Source organism: Campylobacter hominis ATCC BAA-381, from assembly GCF_000017585.1.
Taxonomy (GTDB): Bacteria; Campylobacterota; Campylobacteria; order Campylobacterales; family Campylobacteraceae; genus Campylobacter_B; species Campylobacter_B hominis.
On sequence record NC_009714.1, the window covers coordinates 1,685,105 to 1,711,273 of the forward strand.

General features: G+C 32.2%; 27 protein-coding genes. 13 read left to right on the forward strand and 14 right to left on the reverse strand.

Annotated features, from left to right (window positions below; genetic code table 11):
* Positions 1-579: 579 nt before the first annotated feature.
* Both CHAB381_RS08230 and CHAB381_RS08235 read left to right on the forward strand, forming a co-directional pair.
* The gene (locus CHAB381_RS08230) at positions 580-864 is read left to right on the forward strand and encodes a hypothetical protein (protein ID WP_012109583.1); all 285 of its coding nucleotides are present in this window, start codon (positions 580-582) and stop codon (positions 862-864) included.
* Positions 865-1,038: 174 nt separating this feature from the next.
* Positions 1,039-1,836, forward strand: coding sequence for a hypothetical protein (locus CHAB381_RS08235; protein ID WP_012109584.1), 798 nt, complete (start codon positions 1,039-1,041; stop codon positions 1,834-1,836).
* A 444-nt stretch (positions 1,837-2,280) separates the two neighbouring features.
* Here the strand turns inward: CHAB381_RS08235 and ilvD are convergent, their stop codons facing one another.
* Positions 2,281-3,942 carry a dihydroxy-acid dehydratase gene (ilvD, locus tag CHAB381_RS08240; protein ID WP_012109587.1) on the reverse strand — a complete coding sequence of 554 codons (1,662 nt, stop codon included), beginning with the start codon at positions 3,940-3,942 and terminating at the stop codon, positions 2,281-2,283.
* 180 nt (positions 3,943-4,122) lie between these two features.
* On the opposite strand from ilvD, the gene CHAB381_RS09055 reads away from it, so the two are divergent.
* From CHAB381_RS09055 to miaA, 7 genes are all read left to right on the forward strand, one after another.
* Positions 4,123-5,358, forward strand: a complete 1,236-nt coding sequence (locus CHAB381_RS09055) for a molybdopterin-dependent oxidoreductase (protein ID WP_223429407.1) — start codon at positions 4,123-4,125, stop codon at positions 5,356-5,358.
* On the forward strand, positions 5,358-6,398 hold the full coding sequence (locus tag CHAB381_RS09060; RefSeq protein WP_223429406.1) for a molybdopterin dinucleotide binding domain-containing protein: 1,041 nt from the start codon (positions 5,358-5,360) through the stop codon (positions 6,396-6,398). The genes CHAB381_RS09055 and CHAB381_RS09060 overlap by 1 nt, the downstream gene beginning before the upstream one ends.
* Before the next feature lie 10 nt (positions 6,399-6,408).
* Positions 6,409-6,975, forward strand: coding sequence for a 4Fe-4S dicluster domain-containing protein (locus CHAB381_RS08250; protein ID WP_012109588.1), 567 nt, complete (start codon positions 6,409-6,411; stop codon positions 6,973-6,975).
* The gene (gene nrfD, locus CHAB381_RS08255) at positions 6,968-7,939 is read left to right on the forward strand and encodes an NrfD/PsrC family molybdoenzyme membrane anchor subunit (RefSeq protein WP_012109589.1); all 972 of its coding nucleotides are present in this window, start codon (positions 6,968-6,970) and stop codon (positions 7,937-7,939) included. The genes CHAB381_RS08250 and nrfD overlap by 8 nt, the downstream gene beginning before the upstream one ends.
* 39 nt (positions 7,940-7,978) lie before the next feature.
* On the forward strand, positions 7,979-8,632 hold the full coding sequence (locus tag CHAB381_RS08260) for a response regulator transcription factor (RefSeq protein WP_012109590.1): 654 nt from the start codon (positions 7,979-7,981) through the stop codon (positions 8,630-8,632).
* Positions 8,625-9,497 (forward strand): sensor histidine kinase, encoded by an 873-nt coding sequence (locus tag CHAB381_RS08265; RefSeq protein WP_012109591.1) that lies wholly within the window; start codon positions 8,625-8,627, stop codon positions 9,495-9,497. Before CHAB381_RS08260 ends, CHAB381_RS08265 begins: the two co-directional genes overlap by 8 nt.
* Before the next feature lie 522 nt (positions 9,498-10,019).
* On the forward strand, positions 10,020-11,048 hold the full coding sequence (miaA, locus tag CHAB381_RS08270) for a tRNA (adenosine(37)-N6)-dimethylallyltransferase MiaA (protein ID WP_012109592.1): 1,029 nt from the start codon (positions 10,020-10,022) through the stop codon (positions 11,046-11,048).
* Between the two features lie 1,030 nt (positions 11,049-12,078).
* On the opposite strand, the gene CHAB381_RS08275 is transcribed toward miaA, so the two are convergent.
* The 6 genes from CHAB381_RS08275 to CHAB381_RS08300 all read right to left on the reverse strand — a co-directional run bounded on the left by CHAB381_RS08275 (position 12,079) and on the right by CHAB381_RS08300 (position 17,620).
* On the reverse strand, positions 12,079-13,749 hold the full coding sequence (locus CHAB381_RS08275) for a phosphoethanolamine transferase (protein WP_041570546.1): 1,671 nt from the start codon (positions 13,747-13,749) through the stop codon (positions 12,079-12,081).
* Positions 13,750-14,050: 301 nt separating this feature from the next.
* Positions 14,051-15,187 carry a selenide, water dikinase SelD gene (selD, locus tag CHAB381_RS08280; protein WP_012109595.1) on the reverse strand — a complete coding sequence of 379 codons (1,137 nt, stop codon included), beginning with the start codon at positions 15,185-15,187 and terminating at the stop codon, positions 14,051-14,053.
* Positions 15,184-15,783, reverse strand: a complete 600-nt coding sequence (gene yedF / locus CHAB381_RS08285; RefSeq protein WP_012109596.1) for a sulfurtransferase-like selenium metabolism protein YedF — start codon at positions 15,781-15,783, stop codon at positions 15,184-15,186. Before yedF ends, selD begins: the two co-directional genes overlap by 4 nt.
* A gap of 58 nt (positions 15,784-15,841) precedes the next feature.
* A complete protein-coding gene (locus tag CHAB381_RS08290; protein ID WP_012109597.1) occupies positions 15,842-16,774 on the reverse strand; it encodes a formate dehydrogenase subunit gamma in 933 nt (310 codons plus the stop codon).
* 50 nt (positions 16,775-16,824) lie between these two features.
* A complete protein-coding gene (locus CHAB381_RS08295) occupies positions 16,825-17,352 on the reverse strand; it encodes a hypothetical protein (protein WP_012109598.1) in 528 nt (175 codons plus the stop codon).
* 1 nt (position 17,353) lies between these two features.
* The gene (locus CHAB381_RS08300; RefSeq protein WP_012109599.1) at positions 17,354-17,620 is read right to left on the reverse strand and encodes a NifU family protein; all 267 of its coding nucleotides are present in this window, start codon (positions 17,618-17,620) and stop codon (positions 17,354-17,356) included.
* Positions 17,621-17,740: 120 nt separating this feature from the next.
* Here CHAB381_RS08300 and tpx point away from each other — a divergent pair, with 120 nt between their 5' ends.
* Positions 17,741-18,286: a thiol peroxidase gene (gene tpx, locus CHAB381_RS08305; RefSeq protein WP_012109600.1), complete on the forward strand. Its 546-nt coding sequence runs from the start codon at positions 17,741-17,743 to the stop codon at positions 18,284-18,286.
* A 143-nt stretch (positions 18,287-18,429) separates the two neighbouring features.
* Here tpx and CHAB381_RS08310 read toward each other — a convergent pair whose 3' ends face one another.
* From CHAB381_RS08310 to recA, 4 genes are read right to left on the reverse strand one after another with little or no spacing between them, the layout of a single operon-like run.
* Positions 18,430-19,116 carry an AMIN domain-containing protein gene (locus tag CHAB381_RS08310; protein ID WP_012109601.1) on the reverse strand — a complete coding sequence of 229 codons (687 nt, stop codon included), beginning with the start codon at positions 19,114-19,116 and terminating at the stop codon, positions 18,430-18,432.
* Complete coding sequence (locus CHAB381_RS08315) at positions 19,113-19,400, reverse strand: hypothetical protein (RefSeq protein ID WP_012109602.1); 288 nt, start codon at positions 19,398-19,400, stop codon at positions 19,113-19,115. The genes CHAB381_RS08310 and CHAB381_RS08315 overlap by 4 nt, the downstream gene beginning before the upstream one ends.
* Positions 19,397-20,644 carry a phosphopyruvate hydratase gene (gene eno / locus CHAB381_RS08320; RefSeq protein ID WP_012109603.1) on the reverse strand — a complete coding sequence of 416 codons (1,248 nt, stop codon included), beginning with the start codon at positions 20,642-20,644 and terminating at the stop codon, positions 19,397-19,399. Before eno ends, CHAB381_RS08315 begins: the two co-directional genes overlap by 4 nt.
* Positions 20,644-21,690 (reverse strand): recombinase RecA, encoded by a 1,047-nt coding sequence (gene recA, locus CHAB381_RS08325; protein ID WP_012109604.1) that lies wholly within the window; start codon positions 21,688-21,690, stop codon positions 20,644-20,646. The genes eno and recA overlap by 1 nt, the downstream gene beginning before the upstream one ends.
* Before the next feature lie 350 nt (positions 21,691-22,040).
* Here recA and glmM point away from each other — a divergent pair, with 350 nt between their 5' ends.
* From glmM to CHAB381_RS08340, 3 genes are read left to right on the forward strand one after another with little or no spacing between them, the layout of a single operon-like run.
* Positions 22,041-23,381 (forward strand): phosphoglucosamine mutase, encoded by a 1,341-nt coding sequence (gene glmM, locus CHAB381_RS08330; protein ID WP_012109606.1) that lies wholly within the window; start codon positions 22,041-22,043, stop codon positions 23,379-23,381.
* Positions 23,374-23,856, forward strand: coding sequence for a signal peptidase II (gene lspA, locus CHAB381_RS08335; RefSeq protein WP_012109607.1), 483 nt, complete (start codon positions 23,374-23,376; stop codon positions 23,854-23,856). Before glmM ends, lspA begins: the two co-directional genes overlap by 8 nt.
* Complete coding sequence (locus CHAB381_RS08340) at positions 23,853-24,227, forward strand: NINE protein (protein ID WP_012109608.1); 375 nt, start codon at positions 23,853-23,855, stop codon at positions 24,225-24,227. Before lspA ends, CHAB381_RS08340 begins: the two co-directional genes overlap by 4 nt.
* A gap of 45 nt (positions 24,228-24,272) precedes the next feature.
* On the opposite strand, the gene CHAB381_RS08345 is transcribed toward CHAB381_RS08340, so the two are convergent.
* The 3 genes from CHAB381_RS08345 to ruvC are packed head-to-tail and all read right to left on the reverse strand — an operon-like array spanning position 24,273 to position 26,040.
* The gene (locus tag CHAB381_RS08345; protein WP_012109609.1) at positions 24,273-24,800 is read right to left on the reverse strand and encodes a cysteine hydrolase family protein; all 528 of its coding nucleotides are present in this window, start codon (positions 24,798-24,800) and stop codon (positions 24,273-24,275) included.
* Positions 24,797-25,567 carry a nitrilase-related carbon-nitrogen hydrolase gene (locus CHAB381_RS08350; RefSeq protein ID WP_012109610.1) on the reverse strand — a complete coding sequence of 257 codons (771 nt, stop codon included), beginning with the start codon at positions 25,565-25,567 and terminating at the stop codon, positions 24,797-24,799. Before CHAB381_RS08350 ends, CHAB381_RS08345 begins: the two co-directional genes overlap by 4 nt.
* Positions 25,564-26,040 (reverse strand): crossover junction endodeoxyribonuclease RuvC, encoded by a 477-nt coding sequence (ruvC, locus tag CHAB381_RS08355; RefSeq protein WP_012109611.1) that lies wholly within the window; start codon positions 26,038-26,040, stop codon positions 25,564-25,566. The genes CHAB381_RS08350 and ruvC overlap by 4 nt, the downstream gene beginning before the upstream one ends.
* Positions 26,041-26,169 lie beyond the last annotated feature (129 nt).

The following is a 26,169-nucleotide window of genomic DNA, read 5'->3' on the forward strand; positions in this document are numbered from 1 at the left end:
GATGATTTATAATCGAATTTTTTATCTGTTGCTAAAACGTAATTAAAAAACCCGAGCAAAATAAACGCTAAAAGAATATAAAAACTTAAATATTTTAAAAAAATCAATAAAAATAATATTTCAAAAAAGAACATGTAATAAAATGCTGCAAAAGCATAAAAAGATTTTTTAATTAAACCTAAAAACAATAAAAACAAAAAACTACCGAATAAATAAGTATAAAATAAATATATCAATTTATCACTCAAACTGATGAAGTAATCGGAATAATTAATTATTAAATTTTGAAAATATATGGGCAATTTTGACAAAAAATGCACGGTAACAAAAATTGACATAATAACGACAATAATAATCCAAAGAAATCGCTTAATAATGATAGATTTTGAAAACTTACGGTAAATATAAAAATTGGAATAAAATTAAAAAATCATAAAACAAAAAAAGACGCCGTAAATAAAAATTCCCCAAAATGCAGCATATATTAACAAATTTTTATCGGTTGCAGGAAGCGGCAGATCATTATATAAAAAATACGGCAAGGTTATAAAAAATCCCAAAATAACCCAAAAAGAATTTATGATACAAGAGTTAGAACAAAACAATCAAACTACAAAAGATTTTTGTATGAAAATGTATCCTAAATTTGCAAGATATATTCAAACTTACGATTTAAATAAAATCGACATAAATGCTTCAAATCCTATGACCTACATAAACAAAATTTCTGAAGATGAAATTTTAAGTTTAAATGATGTAAATAAAATCATACAAGATTTAAACTCATATTCAAATGAAAAAGACGGAAATTTTATAGAATTTATAGGTAAAAGAAACAGTGGAAATTTACAAATATTTAGTTAATAAAATGATAGTAAGATAGTATTTAATTTTTTAAACTAATTATAATACCGATTTGTATTTTATTACATTTTAAATTTCAATATAATAAAACACAAAACCGATACACAAGAAGAAAGGGTAAATTTTGAATAATAATAAATTTTTTATTCTTTTAAATAAAAAAAGAGTATTTAAATGAACGCCATATTTATTATGTTTTGTTTTGGAATTTATGGTTTTATCGTGCTGGTTTTTTACTGGCTCTATGTTAAGCTATTTGAAAAAAGAGTGAATGCAAAAATAGATAAAAAACAAAGGCAGGAGCAAGCAAGAATTCAAGATCTTTTAAAGCAACCCACCACAAGAGACTATGATAAAGAGCCGATTTTTGTAGAAAATAGACATAAAATTAAAATAAATTTTATAAATATCACAATTTTTGTTCCACTGTTTTTATATTTGACTATCAGTAGTCTTGAGTCGCAGCCAGATATGTTTGATGAGTATATAAGAAAAGGGGCTTTGGTTTGTGGCATAATAGGAATACTTGGAGGTATTTATTTTTATATATTATTATTTATTGATAGTAAGCGTAAAATTTACATTAGTATTCATGATAACTACTTGATTTGCAACGACTATAAGCGTAAATCTAATTTTTCTAAGGCTATAGATTACATTATACAGCTTGATTTTAATGATAAATTAGAAATTTCTTATGGATTTTTTCCATTAAATGGAGAAGCAAAAAATTATAAGCCAAATTATAAAAATTTTAATGATAAATTTGAAAATATAATACTTTTGCCACTAATTTTTGCATTTAAGCTTATAATCACAACTATGTTTTTCATACTAAATCTATTTAGATTTAAAAAATACTATATATTTAAAAACGATAAATATATAGTATCGGTTGAAGCAAATAAAGAATTAAAAGATAGGTTTGGTAAGGTTAAATTTGATATTTTGACTTTAACATACATTATGTAATTAAAATATTTCATAAAAGGATTAATTATGTCAGATGGCAATCAAACAAATGTTCCAGAAAGTGTTAAGGATGCTTTTTCTTGGATAGGTACAATCAAAAGTTCTTTTAACAAAATTTTTCTTTGCTTATTTAAAAGTAAAATTTGATTTTTAATTTTTTCTTTAAAATTTAATTTTACATTATCAATACCTATTTTTTGCAAATACGATAAAATTTCAATAATATTTTCTTTTAGAAATTTTAAATTTTGAAAATTCTCAAAATTTTCGCTTTTTAAAATTTTGATTTTTGAAAATATGGTGAATATAAAATTTTTCTACATTTGACAAATTTGATGAATTAAAGATTTTCTCCAATTCATCAAATTTTGATAAGTATATACATTCTAAAAATGAATTTTCATCTTCAATATTTTTTAGATAGCTATTTAACATTTATAATTTTTACGCTTCTAAAATTGCTCCGTTGCTTGCATTTGTTACAAGTTTTTGATATTGGCGAAGCCACCTGCTTTGCACTTTTTTACCGCCGTATTTAAATTCTTTTTTTCGCTCAGCGATTTCATCTTCGCTTAAGCGTACATTTATAGAGAAATTATCAACGTCTATGTCAATTATATCGCCATCTTTTAAAAGTCCTATCATACCGCCTTCGGCAGCTTCAGGGCTTACATGTCCAATACAAAGTCCTCTTGTAGCACCGCTAAAACGACCATCGGTAATCAAAGCCACATCCGCTCCAAGCCCACGACCTACAATTAAGCTTGTAGGACTTAGCATCTCTTGCATTCCCGGGCCTCCTTTCGGACCTTCATAGCGAATGACGACAACATCGCCTTTTTTTACTTTTCCGCCGGAAATTCCTTCTATTGCTTCATCTTGCGAGTTAAAACAGATCGCTTTTCCGCTAAATTTTCTAGAGCCTATAATTCCGGCCGCTTTTATAACACAGCCCTGCTCCGCTAGATTTCCAAATAAAATAGCCAAACCTCCAACTTTCGAATAGGCATTTTCCACTTTATGAATAACGTCTTCATCTTTGATTTTTGCGCCTTTTATGCGTTCGCCTAAAGTTTCTCCTGTAACTGTAAGATTATCTAAATGAAGTAAATCTTTTACCTCATTCATTATTGCATTTATTCCGCCTGCGTTATGAACGTCTTGCATATGAATTTCAGGCTTGCTTGGTGCAATTTTTGCGATGTGAGGCGTTTTTTTGCTGATTTCGTTTAACTCTTTTATATCAAGCGCGCAACCGGCCTCCCTTGAAATTGCCAACATATGTAAAATAGTATTTGAGCTTCCGCCCATCGCCATATCCACTACCATAGCATTTTCAACCGCTTTTTTATTTATTATATTTCGAATTTTAAATTTATCATCAAGGGCGATTTCACAAATTCTTCTTGCCGCCTTTTTAGCAAGTTTTTTGCGATTTTTCGTCATCGCCAAAATTGTGCCGTTTCCTTTTAAAGCTATTCCCATCGCTTCGCAAAGAGTATTCATGGAATTTGCTGTAAACATTCCGCTGCAGCTTCCGGCTCCTGGACATGCAGCACACTCGATATCGTGAAGCTCTTTTTTATTAATTTTTTTAACTTCATATGCGCCCACGGCTTCAAAAGTTGAGTTTAAATCAAGCGCTTCTCCGTTTTTACCGCGACCTGCTGCCATCGGTCCGCCGCTTATAAAAATCGTAGGCACATTCACACGAAGTGCTCCCATTATCATTCCCGGTACGATTTTATCACAATTCGGTATGCAAATAAGTGCGTCAAGCTTATGAGCATTCATCATAGTTTCAACGGAATTTGCGATTATTTCACGACTTGGAAGCGAATAAAGCATTCCGTCATGCCCCATCGCTATACCGTCATCCACGCCTATACAGTTAAATTCAAACGGCACACAGCCGTTTTTTCTGATTTCATCTTTTATAATCTTGGCAAATTTATTTAAGAAAAAATGTCCCGGAATAATTTCTGCAAAACTGTTACAAACACCGATAAACGGCTTTTTAAAATCATCGTCTTTTAAACCGGTAGCACGCAAAAGCGATCTGTGCGGCGCTCTTATATAACCTTTTTTGATTACATCACTTCTCATATTTCCTCCTTAAAATTTTTAAATTTTGTTATTTTAGCATAATTTTACTTTCAAAATTTATATAAATCTATAAACCTTATAAAATTTTATATATCATTGCTCTTGTATTTTTTTGAATTTAACACACATTTTACATTGAAATTTTAAAATCATATAAATTTTTTTCATAAAGGAGATTTTATGGATAAAAGTAGAAGAAATTTCTTAAAAGGCAGCGTTGCGGTGGGCACTCTGGCAAGTCTTAATCTGAATGCAAATCAAATAGCTACAAATATGGCAAACGGCGGCGAAAAATTTGTTTACAGTATTTGTGAAATGTGCTCCAGTAGATGTGCAATAACGGCAAAAATAGTCGACAAAAAAGGCGTATTTATAAGCGGAAACCCGAATTTCAATTCAAACAAAACGTCTGTATGCGCGCGCGGCGGAAGCGGTTTTAATCAGGTTTATGACGAACAAAGATTGATAAAACCGTTAATTCGCACCGGAAAAAGAGGCGAAGGAAAATGGCGTGAAGCAAGTTGGGATGAAGCGCTTGAATTAGTAGCCGAAAATTTAAATGAAATAAAAGAAAAATATGGCGTGCAAAGCGTAATTTTTACTTCAAAAGCCGGTGAAAGTCATAGTCAAATGACAAATTTTGCATGTGCTTACGGAAGCCAAAATATCTTTTCGCACTGGTCCTGCTGCCCTATAACTTACAATACGGTTCTTTCTCACACTTTTGGCGGCGGTATGACGCGAGATTTTACAGAATCGAAATATATCATAAATTTCGGACATAATTTATTTGAAGGAATTGATATATCAAATACAAAAAAATTAGCGAAATTTGCAAAAAAAGAAGATACGAAACTTGTAGTTTTAGAGCCGAGATTTAGCGTTGTAGCTGCAAAAGCCGATGAATGGCTTCCTATAAAACCGGGAACTGATTTGGCTTTTGTAATGGCATTAATTCACGTTTGGTTAAGAGACGGAAAATATGATAAAAAATTTATAGAAGATTACACGATAGGAATTGAGCACGTAATCGAAGCAACCAAAAATTCAACACCGAAATGGCAAGAAAAAATAACGGGAATTAAAGCCGAAACGGTTGAGCGGATAGCAAATGAAATTTGGCAGAAAGCTCCTGCCGTAATAATTGACTGGGGTCATAAAACTACAACAACACGAGCTGAATATCAAAGAACAAGAGCAATCTGCATAGCAAATGCCTTAATGGGAAATGTGGAAAAGAAAGGCGGAATTTTCTTTAAAAAAGGATCAGGAGTTTTTAACAAACTGATCGGTGAAGATAAATTTCCGACAATCACAAATCCGGACAAAGATTTCAAAATACCGAAAGGCAAAAGAATCGACGGAAGCGGTGAAGACGGAAAACACTTTTTTATACCTCGCAAACACGGTATTTAATGGATATAGTTCCGGCAATTTTAAACGAGAAACCGTATCCTGTCAAAGGTTGGGTCAATACCAGATTTAATAGCCTGATAAACGTTGCAAACGTAAAAAATCAAATAAAAGCGATAAACAAACTTGATTTTATAGTTTCAATTGACATTTATATGAATGATTTTACAAAATACGCCGATGTAGTTTTGCCAGAAAGTACATATTTGGAACGTGATGAAAGTATTATGGACAAATCAGGAACCGCTCCCGGATTTTATATGCGTCAAAAAACAATAGAGCCGATCGGCGATACAAAAAGCGGATATGAAATTTTCCGCGAACTTGCAAGAATTATGAAAATTGACGAACTTTATAAATGGAAAAATATTGATGAATTTCGTATGATTCAAGCCAAAGGAAACGCAGATTTGCTGGCAAACCTGATAAAAAAAGGATATGTCGGCTACAAAGTTCCGAAACTTTATTATGCAGAACCCGAGTTTGTATCAAAATTTATAGAAGTTTATCCCTCAGCAGCACAATTTGTAGATGAGAACGGAATCATGAGCTCTCAAATAAAATTTAAAACTCCAAGCGGAAAAATTGAACTCTTTTTAGCCGATGTAGAAGAGAGATTTCCTGGAGAAGGTTGCTTAAATGCAAAAGATATGGATGTATTCGGCTCTCACAAATATTGCATTACAAGCGGAAAAACGCCTATTCATACAAATGGTCATACGCATAATATCAAAATTTTAAATGATATGATGAGCGAATCTCCGATTTGGATAAATACAAAAGCCGCAAAACGCGAAGGATTAAAAACAGGCGATGAAGTTATGCTTAAAAATGAATTCGGCGAAGCAAAAGGTAAAATTTTTGTAACGGAAGGGATTCGCGAAGATACGCTTTTTGTATATCACGGATTTGGACATGACACGCCGCAAATGAGTCGCGCAAATAGCAAAGGCATAAATGACAGTATTTTATTAAATCCTGCAGACGGTAAAATTTGCGGCACAATGGTAACAAATGTTGGCGTTGATATTATAAAGTTATAAGGGGCATAGTATGAAAAAATTTGTAATGATTCACGATGAAAATTTATGTATCGGATGTCAAGCATGTTCTGTCGCATGCCGAAATGAAAATAATGTAACGGACGGTGTTTATCGTGTGCAGGTACATGCCGAAATGAAAGGTATTTTTCCGAAACTGAAAACCGATTTTACAAGGCATAGCTGTGTAATGTGCGAAAACAGTCCATGTGTAGAAGTGTGCCCGACAGGAGCAAGTTTTAAAACCGAAAATGGAATAACTTTGATAAATCATAATCTTTGTGTAAGCTGCAAATACTGCATTTTAGCCTGTCCTTATGACGCAAGATTTGTAGATCCGATTACAAATGAGATTGGAAAATGTACATTTTGCTTTGAAAACCGTACATCTTTAGGATTAGAACCCGCCTGTGTCAGTGTTTGTCCGACAGATGCACTTATTTTTGGTGATATAAACGATGAAAATAGCAAAGTAAGCAAAGTTCTTTCAAAAGAAGCGGTTGAATATCCGAAAGCGGAATTCGGAACTCATCCGAGCCTGGTCTTTATAAAAAATAAAAAAGGGGGACGATATGAATAATATGTGGGGAAGCATGGCGCAATTTGAAGCCATTTATTGGTCTTGGCCGATTGTTTTATATCTATTTTTAGCCGGACTTAGCGCAGGCTCCGTAATGGTAGCGTTGCTTGTAAAATGGAACAGACACGAAAACAACACAAGATCCATTTGGGACGCTATGGTAAAAGCAGGCGCACTTATCGGTCCTATAGCTATTTGTATCGGTTTATTTCTTTTAATTGCGGATCTTGGAAAACCGTTTACGTTTTATATATTATTAATAAAATATAACTTTCTATCGGTTATGAGTCTTGGTGTATTGTTTTTATTGATTTATACGCCGTTTGCATTTTTGTTTGCAATTATAATTTTTGAAAAAGAGATAGAAAATTCAAAAATTCTGGCTTTTTTAAAACCCGTTACAAAATTTATTCGCTCTTTTTCCGGTATTGCCAAAAAAATGGAATATATACTTTTTATCTTGGCGATTTGTGTGGGAATTTACACAGGATTTTTGCTATCGGCGGTAGCAAAACTTCCTCTTTGGAATACACCTATTTTACCGATTTTGTTTTTGCTGTCCGGCTTTTCAAGCGGAATTGCGGCAAATATTTTAATCGGTATGTGGTTTTTTAAAGGCTCATTAAATAAAGATAGTATAAAATACCTTTTAATGCTTGATTTAAGAGCGATATTCTTTGAAATTCCGATTTTATTTATTTTATTTATCGGTATGTATTTTGAAGGAGGAATTTCAGCTGTAGCCGCGTCTCAAGCTTTGAACCATGAATATTTCGGCAAAATTTTATGGATCGGAGTTATTGGAATCGGACTTATTGTCCCTATAATAATAGCGGCAACAGCTCTTAAAAATCATGTATACAAACCGACTTTTATCGTGCTAAATTCACTTGTAGTTTTAGTAGGTGTAGTTTTGCTAAGATATTATATCGTCTATGCCGGACAAATTTGCATAGGGGCGTAAATTTTAAAAATTTCCGCCACTTTAAAACGGAGGCGGAAATTGAAAATTTTACTTCTTGAAGATGATTTCAGCTACCGCATAAGCGTAGCTGAATATCTCAGTTCTCTTGGTTACGAAGTTGACGAAGCTGGCAACGGTGAAACAGCTTGCACCAAAATCGCAAAAAATTCATATCATCTTTTAATTTTGGACGTAAAAGTGCCTGAAATTTCAGGTTTTGAAGTACTGAAATACGCAAGAAATATAGGGCTTAAAACGCCGACGATGATGATGACATCACTAACTGCGATTGAAGATTTGGCGACAGGTTATGAGCTTGGCTGTAACGAATATTTGAAAAAGCCGTTTAATTTGGCGGAACTTAAATTTCGCGTAAAGGAACCTATAAAAAAGCATTATGCAAACGGCGAAAATTTCGTGCTTATAGCTGATAATTTCAAATTTTATCCCAACGAAAGAATTTTAAAATTTAATGAAAACGAAATTTCACTTTCCGCAAAAGAACTTGAAATTTTGGAATTTTTACTTGCAAATAGCTATAAATTTGTAAGCACGGAAGAGCTGATAGATGAAATTTGGGGAGAAAACGGAAAAGATATCGATGTGCGTGTGCATATACAAAAAATACGCGCCAAAACCGCTAAAAATTTAATTATTTCAAGTCGCGGATTAGGATATAAAATCAATGTTTAAAAATTTAAAATTGGCATTTTACGGGCTTTTTTGTATTATTATTTTGCAGGCGTGCATTGTTTTCCAGTTTTTCGGTTTTAAATTTTGGCTTTTGGTTTTTGAAATTTCAGCAATTTTTTTAAGTGCGTTTTTGTTGAAATTTATATACAACAAAACGGAAATCATTTATCAGGAAAGAGAAGATATAGCCAAAAGATTTTTCAATGATTGTATGCACGAACTGAAAACTCCGCTTGGCGTGGCGATGATAAATATAGAAATGCTTCAAATTCACAATAAATATACTCACCGTATCAAATCAGCTCTAAAACAGATGAAACTGACCTACGAAGACGTGGAATACTTCATAAAAAACAGACATATAAACTTTAAAGCGAAGCGAATGAATATAAGCAAATTTTTAAATGATAGAATAAAATTCTCGCACATAATGGCAAATGTAAAAAATATCAAAATTTCAAGCCGAATTAAACCGGGTTTAGAAATTTTTATCAGCGAAATCGAACTTACGCGCTTAATCGACAACACGATAAATAACGCTATAAAATATACAAATGAAAACGGAAAAATTGAAATTTCGCTTGCAAATGATGAAAATTTCGCGAAATTTTGCGTAAAAGATAATGGAATCGGCATAAAAGATACTAAAAAAATATGGAAAAGATACGAAAGAGAAAATCTCAGCAGCGGCGGCTTCGGACTTGGACTGGCGATTGTAAAAAATATTTGCGATAAATACAAAATCAAAAAAAATGTAATTTCAAATTTCGGCGCGGGCTCAACTTTTATATATGAAATTCCGCTTTTTAAAGAAAAATTTTTAGATAAGTTTGAAAACGACAATCAGCTTTTTGGCAAAGCTTAAATTTCATAAAATTTTGTTTTTTCGTTTAAAAACTTTATCATTCCTATAAGCGCCATAATAAAAAAGTGGCGATTTTTTAGGCATTTCTATAAAAATTTTATTTATGATTTTAAATCAAATTTTTACGCTGTATCGTTTTTACCATTTTAAAAATATGAAAAAATTTATCATTTTAACCATCTTTAACAAAACTTGCATAATTTGACGTTTTACGTTGTAATTAAAAATAATCCGTTTTATCTTGTGCTTCAAAAACCTGACTGCAAACAGATCCTGTAATTTTTGATGTTAATCACGAAATTTTTACTGTATTTTTATGACAGGCGCGCAAAAGATAAGATTTTCCAAAAATCGAATGCATTTTTCATCATAAAATAAAACGATTTTTTTGCCGAAATTTTGCCGCCGTTTAATTATTTTTGCGAGATTTATATAAAATTTCAGTAAAATTTATAAATTTTGCAAAAAATCTATTATATGATAAAATTTTTGTCAAAAATAATAGTTTCATAGGAAATAAATTTGTTTAAAGAATTGGCTCTTATCGGCACTACAGCAAGCGGCAAAAGCGATCTTGCCATAAAAATCGCGAATGAAAAAAACGGCGTAATTTTAAGCCTTGATTCGCTCAGTATCTACAAAAAAATCGATATCGCAAGTGCAAAACCGAATAAAGCCGAACTTGCAAGCACAAGGCATTTTGGAATCGATTTGGTTTTACCGAATGAATATTTCAGCGTCGGAGAATTTATTAAAGAATATAAGCGCGCCAAAGATTTTGCCTCAAATGCAAACGTCCCGTTAATAATAACAGGCGGAAGCGGATTTTATCTAAAAGCGATGATAAGCGGTCTTGCACCGAAAATAGCAAATTTTAAAAGTGATTTAAACAATGCCGAAATTTTTGCCATAGCCGAAAAAAAAGATCCGAAATTTGCCGCAAAATTCAGTCAAAATGATACTTATCGCTTGCAAAAATGGTATAGCATATATCGCGCTACAAACGAGATTCCAAGCGAATTTTTGGCAAAAAATACAAGCGCGCCGATTATTAAAAATTTAAAGATTTTTGAAATTTCAACAAAAAAAGAAATTTTAAATCAAAAAATAGCCGCAAGAACGGCAAAAATGATTGAAGCGGGAATTTTGGATGAAGCGAAATTTTTATTTGAAAATTACAGCGGTGCAAAGCCGCTTGGCTCCATCGGACTTAAAGAGTGTGGAGAACTTTTATACAATACAGGAGAATTTGAAGCTGAAATTTTAAAGCGCGAATTTTCACGGGCAAAAAAAACAGCAAAAATTTTGAATAAAACTGAAATTTTGGAATTTTGGGAAATAAGCCCGCAAAATTTTGAATATTTTTTCAATTCAAAATTTAAAAATTCAGACGATTTTGAACTTTTTAAAATAGCGAAACTTGCAAATCTAATCACAATCCATACTACACAACTTGCAAAACGCCAACGAACATTCAACCGTTCTTTTAAAGATAAAATTTCAGCTTCAAATGAAATTTTGGAAGTTGAAATTTTGAAATTTTTATCATAAATCCTGTTTTAAAGCGGAAATATAAAAAATTTAAAAAAATATTTTCTATAAAAACAATCAAAATTTATTTAAAATTAAAATAATAAAATTTTAAGCAAAGCAACCGAAAAGCTTTAAATTGACGGTTTGCATAAATCAAATGCGCACAAATTTTCCATAATAAAAAATTCAAATATTAACGGCATTTGTGAAATAAAATAATGTAAATCTAAAATGTCGCCTGCATATTTTTATGAAAATAAATTTGCATTTTTCAATAGCGATTATATGTTTATCAATTTTATAAAATTTGAAATATAGATAACTTAATTATAATTTTATGCGTGATTTAAATCCAGATAAATCAGTAAAATTTATGTAAAATAAGATAGCCCTTACATTGCCAAAACCTCTGCAACCGAAAAATACATCTTCTGCAGGCTAAATTTAATGAGTGCTTGTAAAAACCCGAAATGGTGCGAGCTGTAAATAAATACCGATTTCGCCTTTGCAAAATTTCCGCAAAACATAAAAACAATATTTTTTCACGTTTTATAGAAAAGTACGCGGAATAACCACATCGGTAAAATTTACAGACTGAAACGCTACGAAAATTATCCCACTGCACTCAACGCGGCATTTAATAAAATAGAAACACCCTGCTTTGCCAAAAAAACTCAAATCACCGCAATTTAACTAGCAAATACCGAAATCAGCCTTAACTTCTTTAAAAAAATATTTATCAAAGCGGTAACCATATATCATCAAAGACGCTGAAAAACTGAGTTTCGCCCGTTTTATTTGGCTGATGGCAGGAAAATTGCCATAAAAGCAACTTTGACGTTATTAAAATAAGTAGATTAAAACATTGAAAATCAAACGTAGTCAGCGTAAAATCCACTCATCTTAGAAGCGGACATTTGAAAATTCCCTTTGATTTACACAAAAAAAGTGCTAAAAATCCGCCTACCGAAATTTTTCCGACCTTGTTTAATTTTAACTTTTTCCAAATTGATTTGCATAAAATTCATTTAATTTTCGGCGAATTATATCAAAATTTTAAAATTTCAATTAAATTTTTTGTTGCGTTCATTGTTTTAAATCTGCTCTTATTATCATCGTAAAGCGCGTTTGAGATATCATTTCGCGGCTCATATATTTTACTTTTGAGGCCTAAAATTCCGCTCATCATATCAAAAATCAGATCATTTGTAAAAAATGAGTTTTCATTTGCTTTTAAATTTGCAAAAATATCCCCGTTTTGCATTATAAAATTATCGCTGAAGTATATAAAAAACGGAATTTCTATCATAGAAACACTGAATTTGGAAGGATCGTGCATAAATTTCATATCTTCGCCGTGATCGGAACAATAAATCAAAGCCTTGAAATTTGGAAATTTTTGAAGTTTTTTTAAAATTTTATCCACGATAAAATCATTATACAAAACCGCATTATCGTATTTTAAGGCAAATTTTTCAAAATTTTTCGGATAACGTTTTTCATAAATCCAGTGATTTGCCATCAGATGAATGATTAAAAGAGTTTTCTCGCCAAATTTCAATTCATCTATCTTAGGTAACAAAATCTCATCGTAAGGCGCTTCAGGGCGATAAAAATTATCAATTCTGGCAATAATTCCGATTTTTATACTCCAAATTTTTTGTTTCGCATCAAAAAACAGTGCCGATAATGGCGAACCGAAAGTTCCGTATTTAGCCTGATTGCTAAGATAAATTGTTTCAAAACCGCCTAAATTTGCTAATTCTATGATAGAAACGGCATCTTTTAAAGAAATATTGTTATATTGATTTTTTGATGTAATAAACTGTGAAATAACTTGTGCGGTAAGAGTATGGTTTGAAAATGCATTTTGAAAAAATAATGCATTTTTTGTTTTTGCAAGTTCGTTTAAATGCGGTGTAGTAAGTTTTTCATAACCATAAACACTCATATGATTTTTATTTTGACTTTCTCCTATTACCAATACAAAAAGTCCGCTTCGGGTAGAATTTTTATCAACCGAAATCCCGTTTATACGACTTTCATAATTATTTTTATAAGAATTTACGGATTGTATGTGAGATAATGTCATTTTATAAAGTATCTTATAAAAATTCATTTCGTTTAAATTCATCTGTGATACAAAATAGAAAATTGTTACTAAGATTAAAGAAATTTTAAATACAATTTTGTTTTTATTTAAAGTGAAATTTCTGAATTTTAAAGTCAAAAATGCAAGCAGCAAAACAAAAACCGAAATTTCCAAAATCACTTTAAAATTTAAATTAATTTTTATATAATCCGTCGCTTCATTAAAATTCGTATCAAGCATACTGATAATTGCAACGTCGCTTAAAACAGCCCCGGTTATAAAAAAATAACTCAAAAATATAATATCTGACAATAAAATCAATAATAAAATTAAAAATCGTAAAAATTTAAATCTTATAAAATTTAAAATCACAATTAAAATAAATGCAAAAAAGCTGAAAACGGCAAAATTCGCGCTTACTTCGCGCGACACAATGCCCGAAGAGCCTTGAAAAAATTTCAGCGTATAAGGCAGTAAAATCATTAAAAAAATTATGCCGAAAAATAATAAAAATTTAGTGCGCTCCAACCAAAATTCCGCTGCCGCAAGACAGAACAGCGATAAAATTATCATATCTTTCACAAAAAATTTAGCAGCAAGCGGATTTACGAAATTACCGCGTGCCAATAAATATCCTAAAGCAATGAAGCTTATGTAAATAATTAAAAATAAAGTGCCGAATTTTAAAATTTGATTTTTCATTTGCTGATTATAGCAAAAATACATCAAATAATAAATTCAATTTAAGTTTTATGATAGTGTTAAATTACGTCAATATCGGCAAAATTTTACTTAAAAAACTGTGAATGATAATCTGTTTTATATAAATATATCGATTTCAAAATAAAAACATAAAGTCAAAAAAAATCAATAATTTCAACCGAATTTTAAAATACAATAAAATTTTAGCGATATAGCTTTGAAAATTCTATTTTATATAAATTTCAAATTCTTTTTTCGGCACGGCAAAACCGACTAAAAAAGCGTCAATTCCCTCGTTTTGCAAATGATTTAAAACTTTTGCGACCTCGTTTTCACTTACGGCCGCTAAAAGTCCGCCGCTGGTTTGCGCATCGCAAAGCTCAATCGGCGGTTTTTTGTCACAAAATTTACTTGTAAATTCCGAATTTTTATAGCTTCCTCCGGGAATAAGTCCCATTTCAAGGCATTTTTTCACACTTTTAAAATAATGAAAATTTTGAGATGAAACTTCAAAACTGATATTTTTATTCAGCATTTCGCTTAAATGTCCCAAAAACCCGAAGCCGGTAACATCAGTGCAAGCGTGAATTTCGTAATTTCGCAAAATTTCGCACGCTTTGAAATTTAAACTGATCATACTTTCAATGGCATCTTCGAAATCTTTAAAATCAATCATTTTGGATTTTATTGCAGTTGTGATAATGCCCGTACCGATCGGCTTTGTAAGAATTAAAACATCTCCGGCTACGGCTGTATTATTCGCCCAAAAATCACGTCCTTTAACTAATCCTGTCACGGAAAGTCCGTAAAAAGTCTCTGCCGATCTTATCGTGTGCCCGCCAACCAAAACGGCGCCTGCTTCTTTTATTTTGGATTTTCCGCCTGCTAAAATTTCAGATAAAATTTCGCCGCCGAAGTTACATTCATCAAAACCTACAATATTTAGCGCATTTATAGGTTTTGCGCCCATAGCAAAAATATCGCTTATAGAATTTGCAGCCGCAATTTGACCGTAAATAAACGGATCGTCAACAAGCGGCGTAATAAAATCCAGCGTTTGAACAAGTGAAATTTCGCCGAAATTCGAAATTTTATTGCATAAGTTTTTATCCGATTTGAAATTTTTCGGCGAATTTTTTTGCGAAATTTCGCTTGAGTTTAAAATCGAGTTGTTGTAAATTTCATTAGTAAAATCGCAAATAGAAAAAACACTCGCATCTTCATTGCTATGCGTACTTGAAAGCAAACGTTCATCATTATCTATCAAGTTTGCGACATTTTGGTTAAGATCCGCCGGATCCAGTTTCGCCGCACAACCTGCTGATTTAATAAATTTCGTCAGGTTAAAATCGCGGTATTTCAAAGTTTTAGAACCTCATTTTGAGTTAAAATTTCCATTATTTCATATGCATTCGACATTTTTCCGATTGAAAGTTTATCAACCAGTTTATAGGCTTCAAGGCAACTTCCGCAGCTTAAAATTTCAATTCCGATTGATTCTAAATCTTTTAAAACCGGATAACATGCATGGGCCCTGTTTGTAGTCATAAAAACCGCATTATTTACACAGATAATTGTTTTTGGCGGATTTGTGAGATTCTTTATCGTTCCTAAAAATTTTGCAAGCAGACTTTTGCCGACTTCACCGCTACCGCAACTTTCTTCATTTAAAAAAATCACTTTTTTAACGTTTTTTACGCCACTGTCGCAAACTGCGAAATCGATATTTTCATCTTCCAATTCGTCCATTTTTGTAGTTTTTATACAAAATTCTCCACCGTCAAGTTCGCTAACTTCAAATTTCATCGAATTTGTATTTAAAAAACGTGAGATATTTTCAAGGCTTGTTTTAGAATTTACTAAAATTTCTAAATTTTGCCCTATTTTAAGACTTTTTAGTGTTTCCTTTGTTTTTATGACAGGTTTTGGGCACTCCAAATTTCTACAATCTATTTGCATAATTTTCCTTTAATTTTTTGTTCTTCGAACCTCGAAGCTGACGCATAAATTACTGATTTTAAGCTAAATATTTATTTTCGAATTCCGATTTTTGAATTTTGCCTTTTTGTAAAAGCTCTTTATACCAGAAATGATGTAGTAAAAATACTTCCTCTTCTTCTTTAAATCCTGTAATCATTGAGTGAATTGAACCTTTTATAGCGAAAACGGCCATATAAATATGAACCATCAAAAATGTCGCGCAAACTGCACCTAAAATATTGTGAATAATCGCTGAAAGTCTTAAAATTTCGACTTGTGATAAACCGAAAAACGTAGCCACGCCCAAATCGAAATCCAAGAAAAACATCGCAGCGCCGGTGCAAATCATAACAGCGCCGCCGGCTGTGGCTACCCAAAACCACGCTTTTTGACCGGCATTAAATTTTCCTGCAGGAACAGGCTTTTTATTTTTTGATAAATAACCCCCCACAATCATAAACCATTTGATATCATAAATCGCAGGCAGCATTCTTTTTAACCAAAAACAAAACATCGGCAAAAGCGAAATCGCAAAAATTATAGTTGCAATTCCGTGTAAATTTTTACAAAATCTAACAAAAAATCCGCCGCCGAAAGTATCGCCGAACATCAAAATAAGCCCTGTCGGCACTAAAATAATCCAAGATATGGCAGCAGCCAAATGCACAAGTCTTTCTATACTTTTAAATGCCAAAATCTTTTTGCCGTCGTGCGAAAAAGTTTTCGGTCCGATAATTAAATAATGAATAACAAATGCGGTAATTACAGCAAGCAAAGCAATAATAGCGAGCATACTAAAATAATGATTACTTTGCCAATTTACAAAAAACGGTGCGAAATTTTCATTGTACAAATTAATATTTTCTATACGTCCTGCGCCCCATAAATCACTTTTTAAACTCACTTTTTCTACAAAATCGTCAGCATAAGAGATAAAAGAAAGCGATAAAAATAAAAATAGAAATCTCATATCAGTTCCTTTAAATTTTCGTATAATTTTATCAAAACTTCACTAAATTTTTATACATTCTTTATAAATTTTTTAACTATCGCTTCAAAATTTTTATCGCCGATATAAATTTTGGCGAAATTTTCCATATAAGCAAGTCCTATTTCAACATAATCATTTTCAAACAATTTTTTCAAAAAATTTAACATATCACCTTTGCTTGAAACAACGATTTTAGTGCTGAACATAATACTTTCAAAAACATCTTTAAAATTTCCGTTTTTTTCTACAAGCTTCATAAAATCATCATAACTTATAGCGTCTTTCGGAATTTCAAAATTACTGCCGTGTGAAGCTATTTTTTCAAAAATTGAATCTAAAATTTGTTGATATTGAACGATACTTAATTTTTTTATCTCAAAAAAATCGTAAAACATCAAAGCTTCCAAAACATCTATTTCAGCAAGCCCGCAAAGATCTATCATAAGCAAAATTTCAGCGTCTTTTTCATTTTCGTAAGCAAGCGAAAAATATTTCATAGATGCAGCAAAATCGTGCTTTTCGAATAATTTAATTGCCGTTTTTTTATAATCTTTCATTTTAAAGCTCGAATTTTTCGCCCATCGGGATATTTACGACTGAAATTTCAGGATGAATATCTATTTTAAGTTGTCTTTCCACACCGTATTTTAAAGTTTGCGCGCTTGCTGAACATCCATGACAAGCACCTTTTAAGCGCACGTATACGACTGCATTTTTTATACCTAAAAGTTCCAAATCGCCACCGTCTTTTTGAAGCATAGGTCTGATTAAATCAAGAGATTTTTGCACGGGTTCAATTAATTCATCATCACTGAATGGTATCATTTTTATCCTTGTTTTTATTGAATTATAGCATTAAAATTTTAAATTTCTGCAAGATTAAAAATTTATGTTTTATTTATTCAAAAATATTAAAATATGCGAAAAATTTTTTAAGGAGAAAAAATGGCAACAGTAACAGTTGGCGGAAATACAGTAAATTTGACCGGAAAAGAATTGAAAGTTGGCGATAAAGCACCTGTAGTAGAAGTTTGCGGTAAAGATTTAAGCAGTGTGAAAGTAGGCGGTAAATGTGATAAAATCCAAATTATAGCGACAGTGCCATCACTCGATACAGGCGTTTGCGCAACAGAAACACGCAAATTTAACAAAAATGCGGCAGGCAAAACAAATGTATGTTTAACAGTTATTTCTATGGATTTGCCTTTTGCAATGGGTAGATTTTGCAGCACCGAAGGAATAGAAAATCTAACTGTTGCAAGTGATTTTAGAAACAAAGATTTCGGGAACGCTTACGGAGTTTTAATGAAAGACGGAAAACTTGCAGGACTTTTGGCACGCGCTATTTTCGTAGTAGATAAAGACGGCACGATTATACACAAAGAGATTGTTTCAGAAGTAACAACAGAGCCTGATTATGAAGCTATTCAAGCGGCAGTTAAAGCTCATGGCGGTTGTGGCGGAAGCAGTTGCGGTTGTTCATCAAAATAATTAAGCAGACTTGCTAAAGGCGAAATTTTAAAATTTCGCCTTTTTATTAAAAGCAAAAAATTTTAATTTCCTATATAAAAATATATTTAATTTTCCACCGAATTTTAAATTTTAATTATCTTTGATTTTATAAAATTTACAGTTTAATCGGATTTTTTATTTATTATATATCCGTCTTTTTGATTCTCTATTTTTAATTTTCCGTTATATCCGAATCTTACACTATATCCTTCTGTCTCTTTGCTGACATTTATGTCTATAAATCCGCCTTTATTTACATGGTATCCCACAAATGAAAACGGCAAATTATCGCGTTTCAAAACGGCTTTAAAAACACCTTTTTTAAGTCGTTTAAAATCAGTCAGCTTATCTTTTGTAATCATCAAAAGCCCACTTTTATTTATAATAAATCTCAACTCATTATCAAATTTCAAATTTTCAAGCGGAAGTTCTATTTCCACGCTACCTGAAACACTATTTTTACTATTTGTGACGCCTTTTGTCACGGATACGTCAAGCACCTTGGAAATATCGGCTTTTTTTCTGGATTCGAAAACAAAATTGCTGTTATTGTCAATACTTTTGTTTATATCAATAATTTTATTGTATTTTTTACCTAAATCATCAATATATTCAATATTTATGGAACTTAAAATTTTAGCATTATTAGGCATTTGAAAAATTTGTTGTTTAAAAATTTCATAATTTTCAAAAGGCGCTACGCTTATATTTTGTTCAGTTTTTGTGGAATTTTGCTCATTTTTTATAGATTCGTCACAAATTAAATTTTGCGTTAAAATCGCACAAAAAATAAAAAAAATCTTTCTCATTCATTCAGTTCCGGATCAAGTGATTTTTTTTCCAAAAATTCTTTTTGAAGTGCCGCATTTTCGCTTTTTAAACGCTCCACATCTTTATACAAAAAAAGTTTTTCTTTTTTTAAATCCTGTAAAACTTCAAATGAGCGATTTCCAAAAATAACATTTCCAAAATAAATGCCAAGCAAAATTGTAAGTACTATAAAAGTTATCATTTTTATAGTACTTTTTAATCCTTGTGAAATCGCTCTATCGGTTTTTGTTTCAAAACTGTCTAAAATTTCTTTTTCGTTCAAATTTTATTGCCCAAAAATTCCGTATTTTCGCATTCTATTTCAAGCAGGCGATTATATTTTGCATTTCGTTCGCTTCTTGAAGTAGCGCCGGTTTTAATTTCACCGGTATTTAAAGCAACCGCAAAATCGGCAATAAAGCTATCTTCGCTCTCTCCGCTTCTATGACTCATAATGCAGCGATATCCGTTTCTTTGTGCAAGCCTTACGGTTTGCATTGTTTGAGTAATACTTCCTATTTGATTCGGCTTAATTAAAATCGCGTTTGCAATGCCTTTTTCGATGCCTTCTCTTAGAATTTTTTCATTTGTAACAAACAAATCATCACCTACTAATTGAATTTTATCTTTAAGTCTTGCAGTTAACTTTTTCCAACCTTCCCAATCATCTTCGCCAAGTCCATCTTCAATAGAAAAAATCGGATATTTTTCGCAAAGTTTAACATATCGCTCTATCAACTCTTCACTTGTAAAAGTTTTTCCTTCAAGTCTGTATTTACCGTTTTCATAAAGCTCGCTGGCTGCGACATCAAGCGCGATTTTAATCTGTTTTCCTGGCTCATATCCGGCTTTTTTGATGGCTTGCATAATAATTTTAATCGGCTCTTCATTATCTTTTAGATTAGGCGCAAAGCCGCCCTCATCGCCAACTGCGGTGCTATATCCAAGCTCATTTAAAATTTTCTTTAAATTTTGATAAATTTCAGCTACCGCTCGAAGTGCATCGCTAAAACAATCAAAACCGAAAGGCATAACCATAAATTCCTGAAAATCAACACTGTTATTTGCGTGCGCGCCGCCATTTATGATATTAAACATAGGAACCGGTAAAATTTGCGCGTTGGCGCCTCCCAAATATCTATAAAGCGGAATTCCAAGACTCATAGCAGCCGCTCTTGCTACCGCCATAGAAACACCTAAAACGGCATTTGCACCAAGATTTGAATAATTTTCCGTACCGTCAAGTTTTTTCATAGCGTTATCAATATCTTTTTGTTCATATACGTTCATTCCGACGATTTCATCTGCTATTACGGTATTTACATTTTCTACGGCTTTTAACACACCTTTACCACAAAATCTCTCGTCGCCATCTCTTAGCTCAAGTGCCTCTCTTTTTCCTGTGCTTGCACCGCTTGGCACGGTTGCCCCAGCCAAAGTTCCGTCTTCAAGAGCCACAAAAGCTCTAACCGTAGGATTTCCTCTACTATCAAGCACTTCTTGCGCGTAAATATCTGTTATTATCATTATTCTTCTCCGCTTTCCTCTTTTATATCATCATCATCTGAACTGCTACTTAAGCTTTCACTTCCCATTTGCTCTCTAATGGCCGCTAAAATTTCATCTGCAACTTTCGGATTTTCTTTTAGATAAATCTTTGCGTTTTCTCTGCCTTGTCCAAGTTTTTTGTCTTTATAACTGAACCACGAACCGCTTTTATCGACAATATCAAGCTTTACACCGTAATCCACCAATTCTCCCATTTTACTGATACCTTCACCGAACATAATGTCAAACTCAGCCACTTTAAATGGCGGTGCAACCTTATTTTTGACTACTTTTACCTTAGCGCGGTTTCCTATGGATTCGTCGTTTTGTTTTAATGTGGCAATTCTTCTTATATCAAGACGAACGGAAGCGTAAAATTTAAGCGCATTTCCGCCTGTTGTGGTTTCCGGACTGCCATATCCCATTTGACCGATTTTCATACGAATTTGATTTATAAAAATAACCGTAGTGCCCATTTTATGAACAACGCCGGTTAATTTTCTTAAAGCCTGGCTCATAAGTCTTGCTTGAAGTCCTACGTGTTGATCGCCCATATCGCCTTCAATTTCACTTTTTGGTGTAAGAGCCGCCACGCTATCAACGACAACAAGATCAATCGCGCCGCTTTTTGCCAAAGTTTCCACGATATCAAGCGCCTGCTCGCCAAAATCAGGTTGGCTTACATATAAATTATCGACATCCACGCCCAAATTTGCGGCATATTTAACATCAAGAGCGTGCTCGGCATCCACAAATGCACAAACTCCGCCTTTTTTTTGACACTCCGCTATTATATGAAGTGTAAGAGTTGTTTTTCCGGAACTTTCCGGTCCGTAAATTTCGACAATTCTTCCTTTTGGAACACCACCTATTCCTAAGGCGATATCAAGTCCGACAGAGCCTGTGGAAATAGAATCGATCTTTTCAACCTCTTTATCGCCAAGTCGCACCAGTGTACCCTTTCCAAAGGCTTTATCAATTGATTTCAGGGCGGATTCAAGCATTTTTTTCTTATTATCGTCCATATTTTTCCTTCAAAAATTAAAAATTATTAAATTGTATCAAAAAATTTCTTAAATAAATGTTTTTATAAAAATGAAAAAATAAAATTATTTTTGGATAAAAATTTATCTGCAACAAAAAGAATTTTTTCATAAAAATTTGATTTATTTTAAAAATTTATTAAAAATTTGCGCGCCAAAAATGAAAAAGAATTTTATACGTTTTAAAAAATAAAAAATTTATACGGCAACATTTAAAATTTCAATCAAATTTTAAATAAATCTTAAAATCAAAGTTCTAAAATCTCAAAAAATTAAAAATTTAGAAATTTTTGATAAAATTGCACGAATTTTAATTTTAAAGAGGAAAAAATATGAAACTTTTTGGAACCGATGGAGTTCGTGGAAAAGCCGGAAATTTCTTAACCGCCGAACTTGCCCTTCGTTTGGCTATGGCAGCAGGAGTTTATTTTCGCAAAAACTCACTTACAAATATGATTTTAGTCGGAAAAGATACCAGAAGAAGCGGTTATATGATAGAAACAGCCATTGTTGCGGGTTTAACCTCAGTTGGATTTAATGTCCGCCAAATAGGTCCGATGCCGACGCCTGCGGTTGCTTTTCTTACTGAAGATATGCGTTGCGATGCGGGAATTATGATTTCGGCAAGTCATAATCCTTATTATGATAACGGCATAAAATTTTTCGATCGTACAGGTTTTAAACTTGATGAAAAAGAAGAAGCTGAAATTGAAAAAATTTATTTTAGTGATAAAATAATAAATGAAGCCAGAAAACAAATGATGGAAATAGGAACTGCAAAACGCGTAGATGACGTTATCGGCAGATACATCGTGCATATCAAAAATTCATTTCCTAGAAGTGAAACACTTCATAATCTTAGAGTAGTAATTGATACTGCAAACGGTGCAAGCTACAAAGTCGCTCCTACTATTTTTAAAGAACTCGGTGCTGAAACGATTGTGCTTGCAAATGAGCCGAACGGCAAAAATATAAACGAAAATTGCGGCGCGTTGTTTCCGCAAAATTTAGCAAATGAAGTCAGAAGACTTCGTGCGGACGTAGGTTTTGCTTTTGACGGAGATGCCGATCGTCTTGTGGTAGTGGATGAAAACGGCGAAATAATTCATGGAGACATTTTACTTGGAATTTTGGCGTCGTATCTGAAAGAAAGTGGCGAACTTGCAAATGATAAAATAGTGGCTACCGTGATGAGCAATAAAGCCCTTGATGATTTTTTAGCAAAAATCGGAATTTCTGTAATCAGAACAAATGTAGGCGATAAATTCGTTCTTGAAAAAATGAGAGAAATAGGATCAAATTTCGGTGGCGAACAAAGCGGGCATGTGATTTTCGGCAGCTTTGCAAAAACAGGTGACGGAATCGTAAGTGCACTTCAATTTAGCGCCTGCATGATAAAAATGCACAAAAAATCAAGCGAAATCTCAAAAATGATAAAACCGTATCCGCAAATTTTAAGAAATTTAAAAATAAAAAATAAAAAGCCGCTTGATAAAATCAAAGGTTTGGACGAATTTGAAAAAAACATCCAAAAAGATGGAATAAGAACACTATTTAGGTATTCAGGTACAGAAAATCTGATCCGTCTACTTTTGGAAGGTAAAAATGAGAAACTTCTTAACAAAAAAATGGATGAAGCGGAAGAATTTTTCAGTAAAGCTTTAAATGACTGATTTTTTTAAAAGTTCAAATTTCAAGATTGCGTTGCTTAAATTTTGCCTGTTTTTTGTCGGAATTTTAGCAGCCGATCAAGCAATAAAAGCCGTTTTCTTAGACGGCTTTCACTTTGAGGGAGAGTTTATTTCACTGATTCTCACATTTAATAAAGGTGTCGCTTTTTCGATGTTTGCCTTTTTGGGTGAAAATTTGAAATTTATCCAAATTGTCATAATATTAGGACTTTTAACATATCTTTTTTATGAGAAAAAACTCTTTTTAAATCACGCAGTCGAGTTCGGAATTTTAGCAGGAGCCGGCTTTTCAAATATAATTGATCGCTTTATTCACGGCGGCGTCGTAGATTACGTTTTCTGGCATAAATGGTTTGAATTCGCAGTTTTTAATTTTGCTGATGTGATGATTGATTTTGCGGTTGTAACTTTAATAATTCGCATGATGTTCGACAAAAATTTAAAAGGTAAAAAATGAAACGAAATATTTATATAGCATATGCTTTATGGTTTTTTAGCGTATTGATAGGTGGCGGACTTCACCGTATTTATTGCGGTAAATTTATAAGCGGATTTATTCAACTTGGACTTTACTGGATCGGCATAGCGACTGTTTGGATATTTATCGGCTTTATTCCGCTTATTATTTGGGGACTTTGGTGGATTATTGATGTATTTTTAACAGGAATTATGGTAGAAGACGCAAATGTTGAATTTAACACTTACAATGATGTAGAATATGCGGAAAAAATAAAAAGCGTTGAAGCACTTTACGATTTATACAAAAAAGGTGCCATAAGCAAAGAAGAGTATGAAACAAGAAAAGATATTTTAATGAAAAATATCTAAAATTTCATTTTTTTATTCAAAATTTTGGGCAATCAGCCCAAAATTTTATATTACTGCAATTCCTGCATTTCGCATTAAATTAAAAGCTATTTCATTATAATATGTGCGTTCATGATTTGGCGCATCAAAAGTTTCAACACAACTTTTTGGAACAATAACATCTTTATCCATATTTTTTTCATTTAAATATGCTCGAAGTGAAAGTGCAAATTGTAATACGCAAATATCGGTGCAACATCCGGTAATTACAAATTCATCGTAATTTTCAAGCAGTTTTTTGTCCAAATTAAAAAAGCCGTTTGTAGATTTTTTAAATGTTGTATTTTTAAAATCCGCAAATTCTCTTAAAGTATTTACAACTTTGCATTCTTCGGTATTTACAAGACAATGAGGCGGATAAACTTTCATTTCCAAATCATCTTTGTCGTGATTGTCGCAGATAAAATGCACACCGTTTGCATGTTCTATCTGTTCTTTGATATTTGGTGTAATAGTTGCAATTTTAGAATCACTCATAGCCCCGCTATCAACAAATCCGTTTACCATATCTATTACAAAAACTAAACTTTTCATAATATCTCCTTATAAATTTCAGGTTTTCTATCTTCAAAAACATGTAAAAAATCTCTTGCCTGCATAATTTCATCTAAATTTATTTCGACTGTTTTTACACCTTCATTTAAATCAAATTTTAAAATTTCATCGCCGTTGGGATTGATTAAAATAGAATTTCCAAATCCGTTTAATGCGCAAACAAAAAATTCATTTTCAATTGCTCTTGCTTTCGCCAAAATTTCAAAATGTTTTATTCTTTTTAAAGGCCATTGAGCCACTACAAAAAGCACTGAAATTCCGCGCAAAGCAAGAATTTTAGCGATTTCAGCAAAACGCAAATCGTAACATATCATAATCCCGCAAGGAATTTCATTAAGTCTGAAACTTATAATTTTTTCGCCTGGTGTAAAAATTTCACTCTCTTTTTCATTACCTGTCGAAAAAAGATGAATTTTGTCATAATTTGCTATTATTTTTCCGTTTTTATCAAAAATATAACTTGCATTGAAAAGTTTATCGTTTCGCATTTCACAAATGCTTCCAGCTACAATATTTACACAATTTTCACGCGCAAAATTGCTAAAAATTTCACGCGCTCTAAAAGCATTTTTATCAGCGAATTTTTCCAAATTTTTACTTGGAAAAAATCCCGTATCAAAAAGTTCCGGTAAAACAATAATATCCGTTTTTTTTGATATTGCATCCTGCATAAAATTTAAAACTTTTTCATAGTTTTTTTCAATCTGAAATTTAACGGACGAAAATTGTATCATTGAAATTTTCATTTTACTCCCCTTAAATTATGCGCGTGAGTAATCGCAATGGCAATCGCGTCCGTTACATCAAGCGGTTTTATATCTTTTGAAATTCCAAGCATTTTTTTTACCATAAACGCGACTTGCGTTTTATCGGCTTTAGCCTTTCCTGTTACATTTTTTTTAATTTGAAGAGGTGTGTATTCGGCAAAATTTCCAAAAACCTGCAAAATTTTAAGACTCAAACCACCGCGAAATTGCGCAAGTTTAAGCACGGATTGCGGATTATATGCATAAAACATAGATTCTATCGCAACCTCATCAATTTTATGAAACTCAAAAATTTGATCTATCGCTTCACACATCTGTGTTAATTGAAATTGTAAATTTTCAGGTTTCATTTTAATAAGTCCGGCTTCAATAAGTGAAATTTTATTCACATTTTTTTCAAGCACTGCATAGCCCATATTTCTGGTTCCAGGATCAATTCCTAAAATTTTCATTCACACCTTTTCAACACTTATTCACATACTTTCACGTAGTTTATTTTAACAAAAAATATTAAAAATTTAATTACTTCTTTATTAAATTTTAGCTAATATTTAACACAAAAACTATATCAAGGACAGATA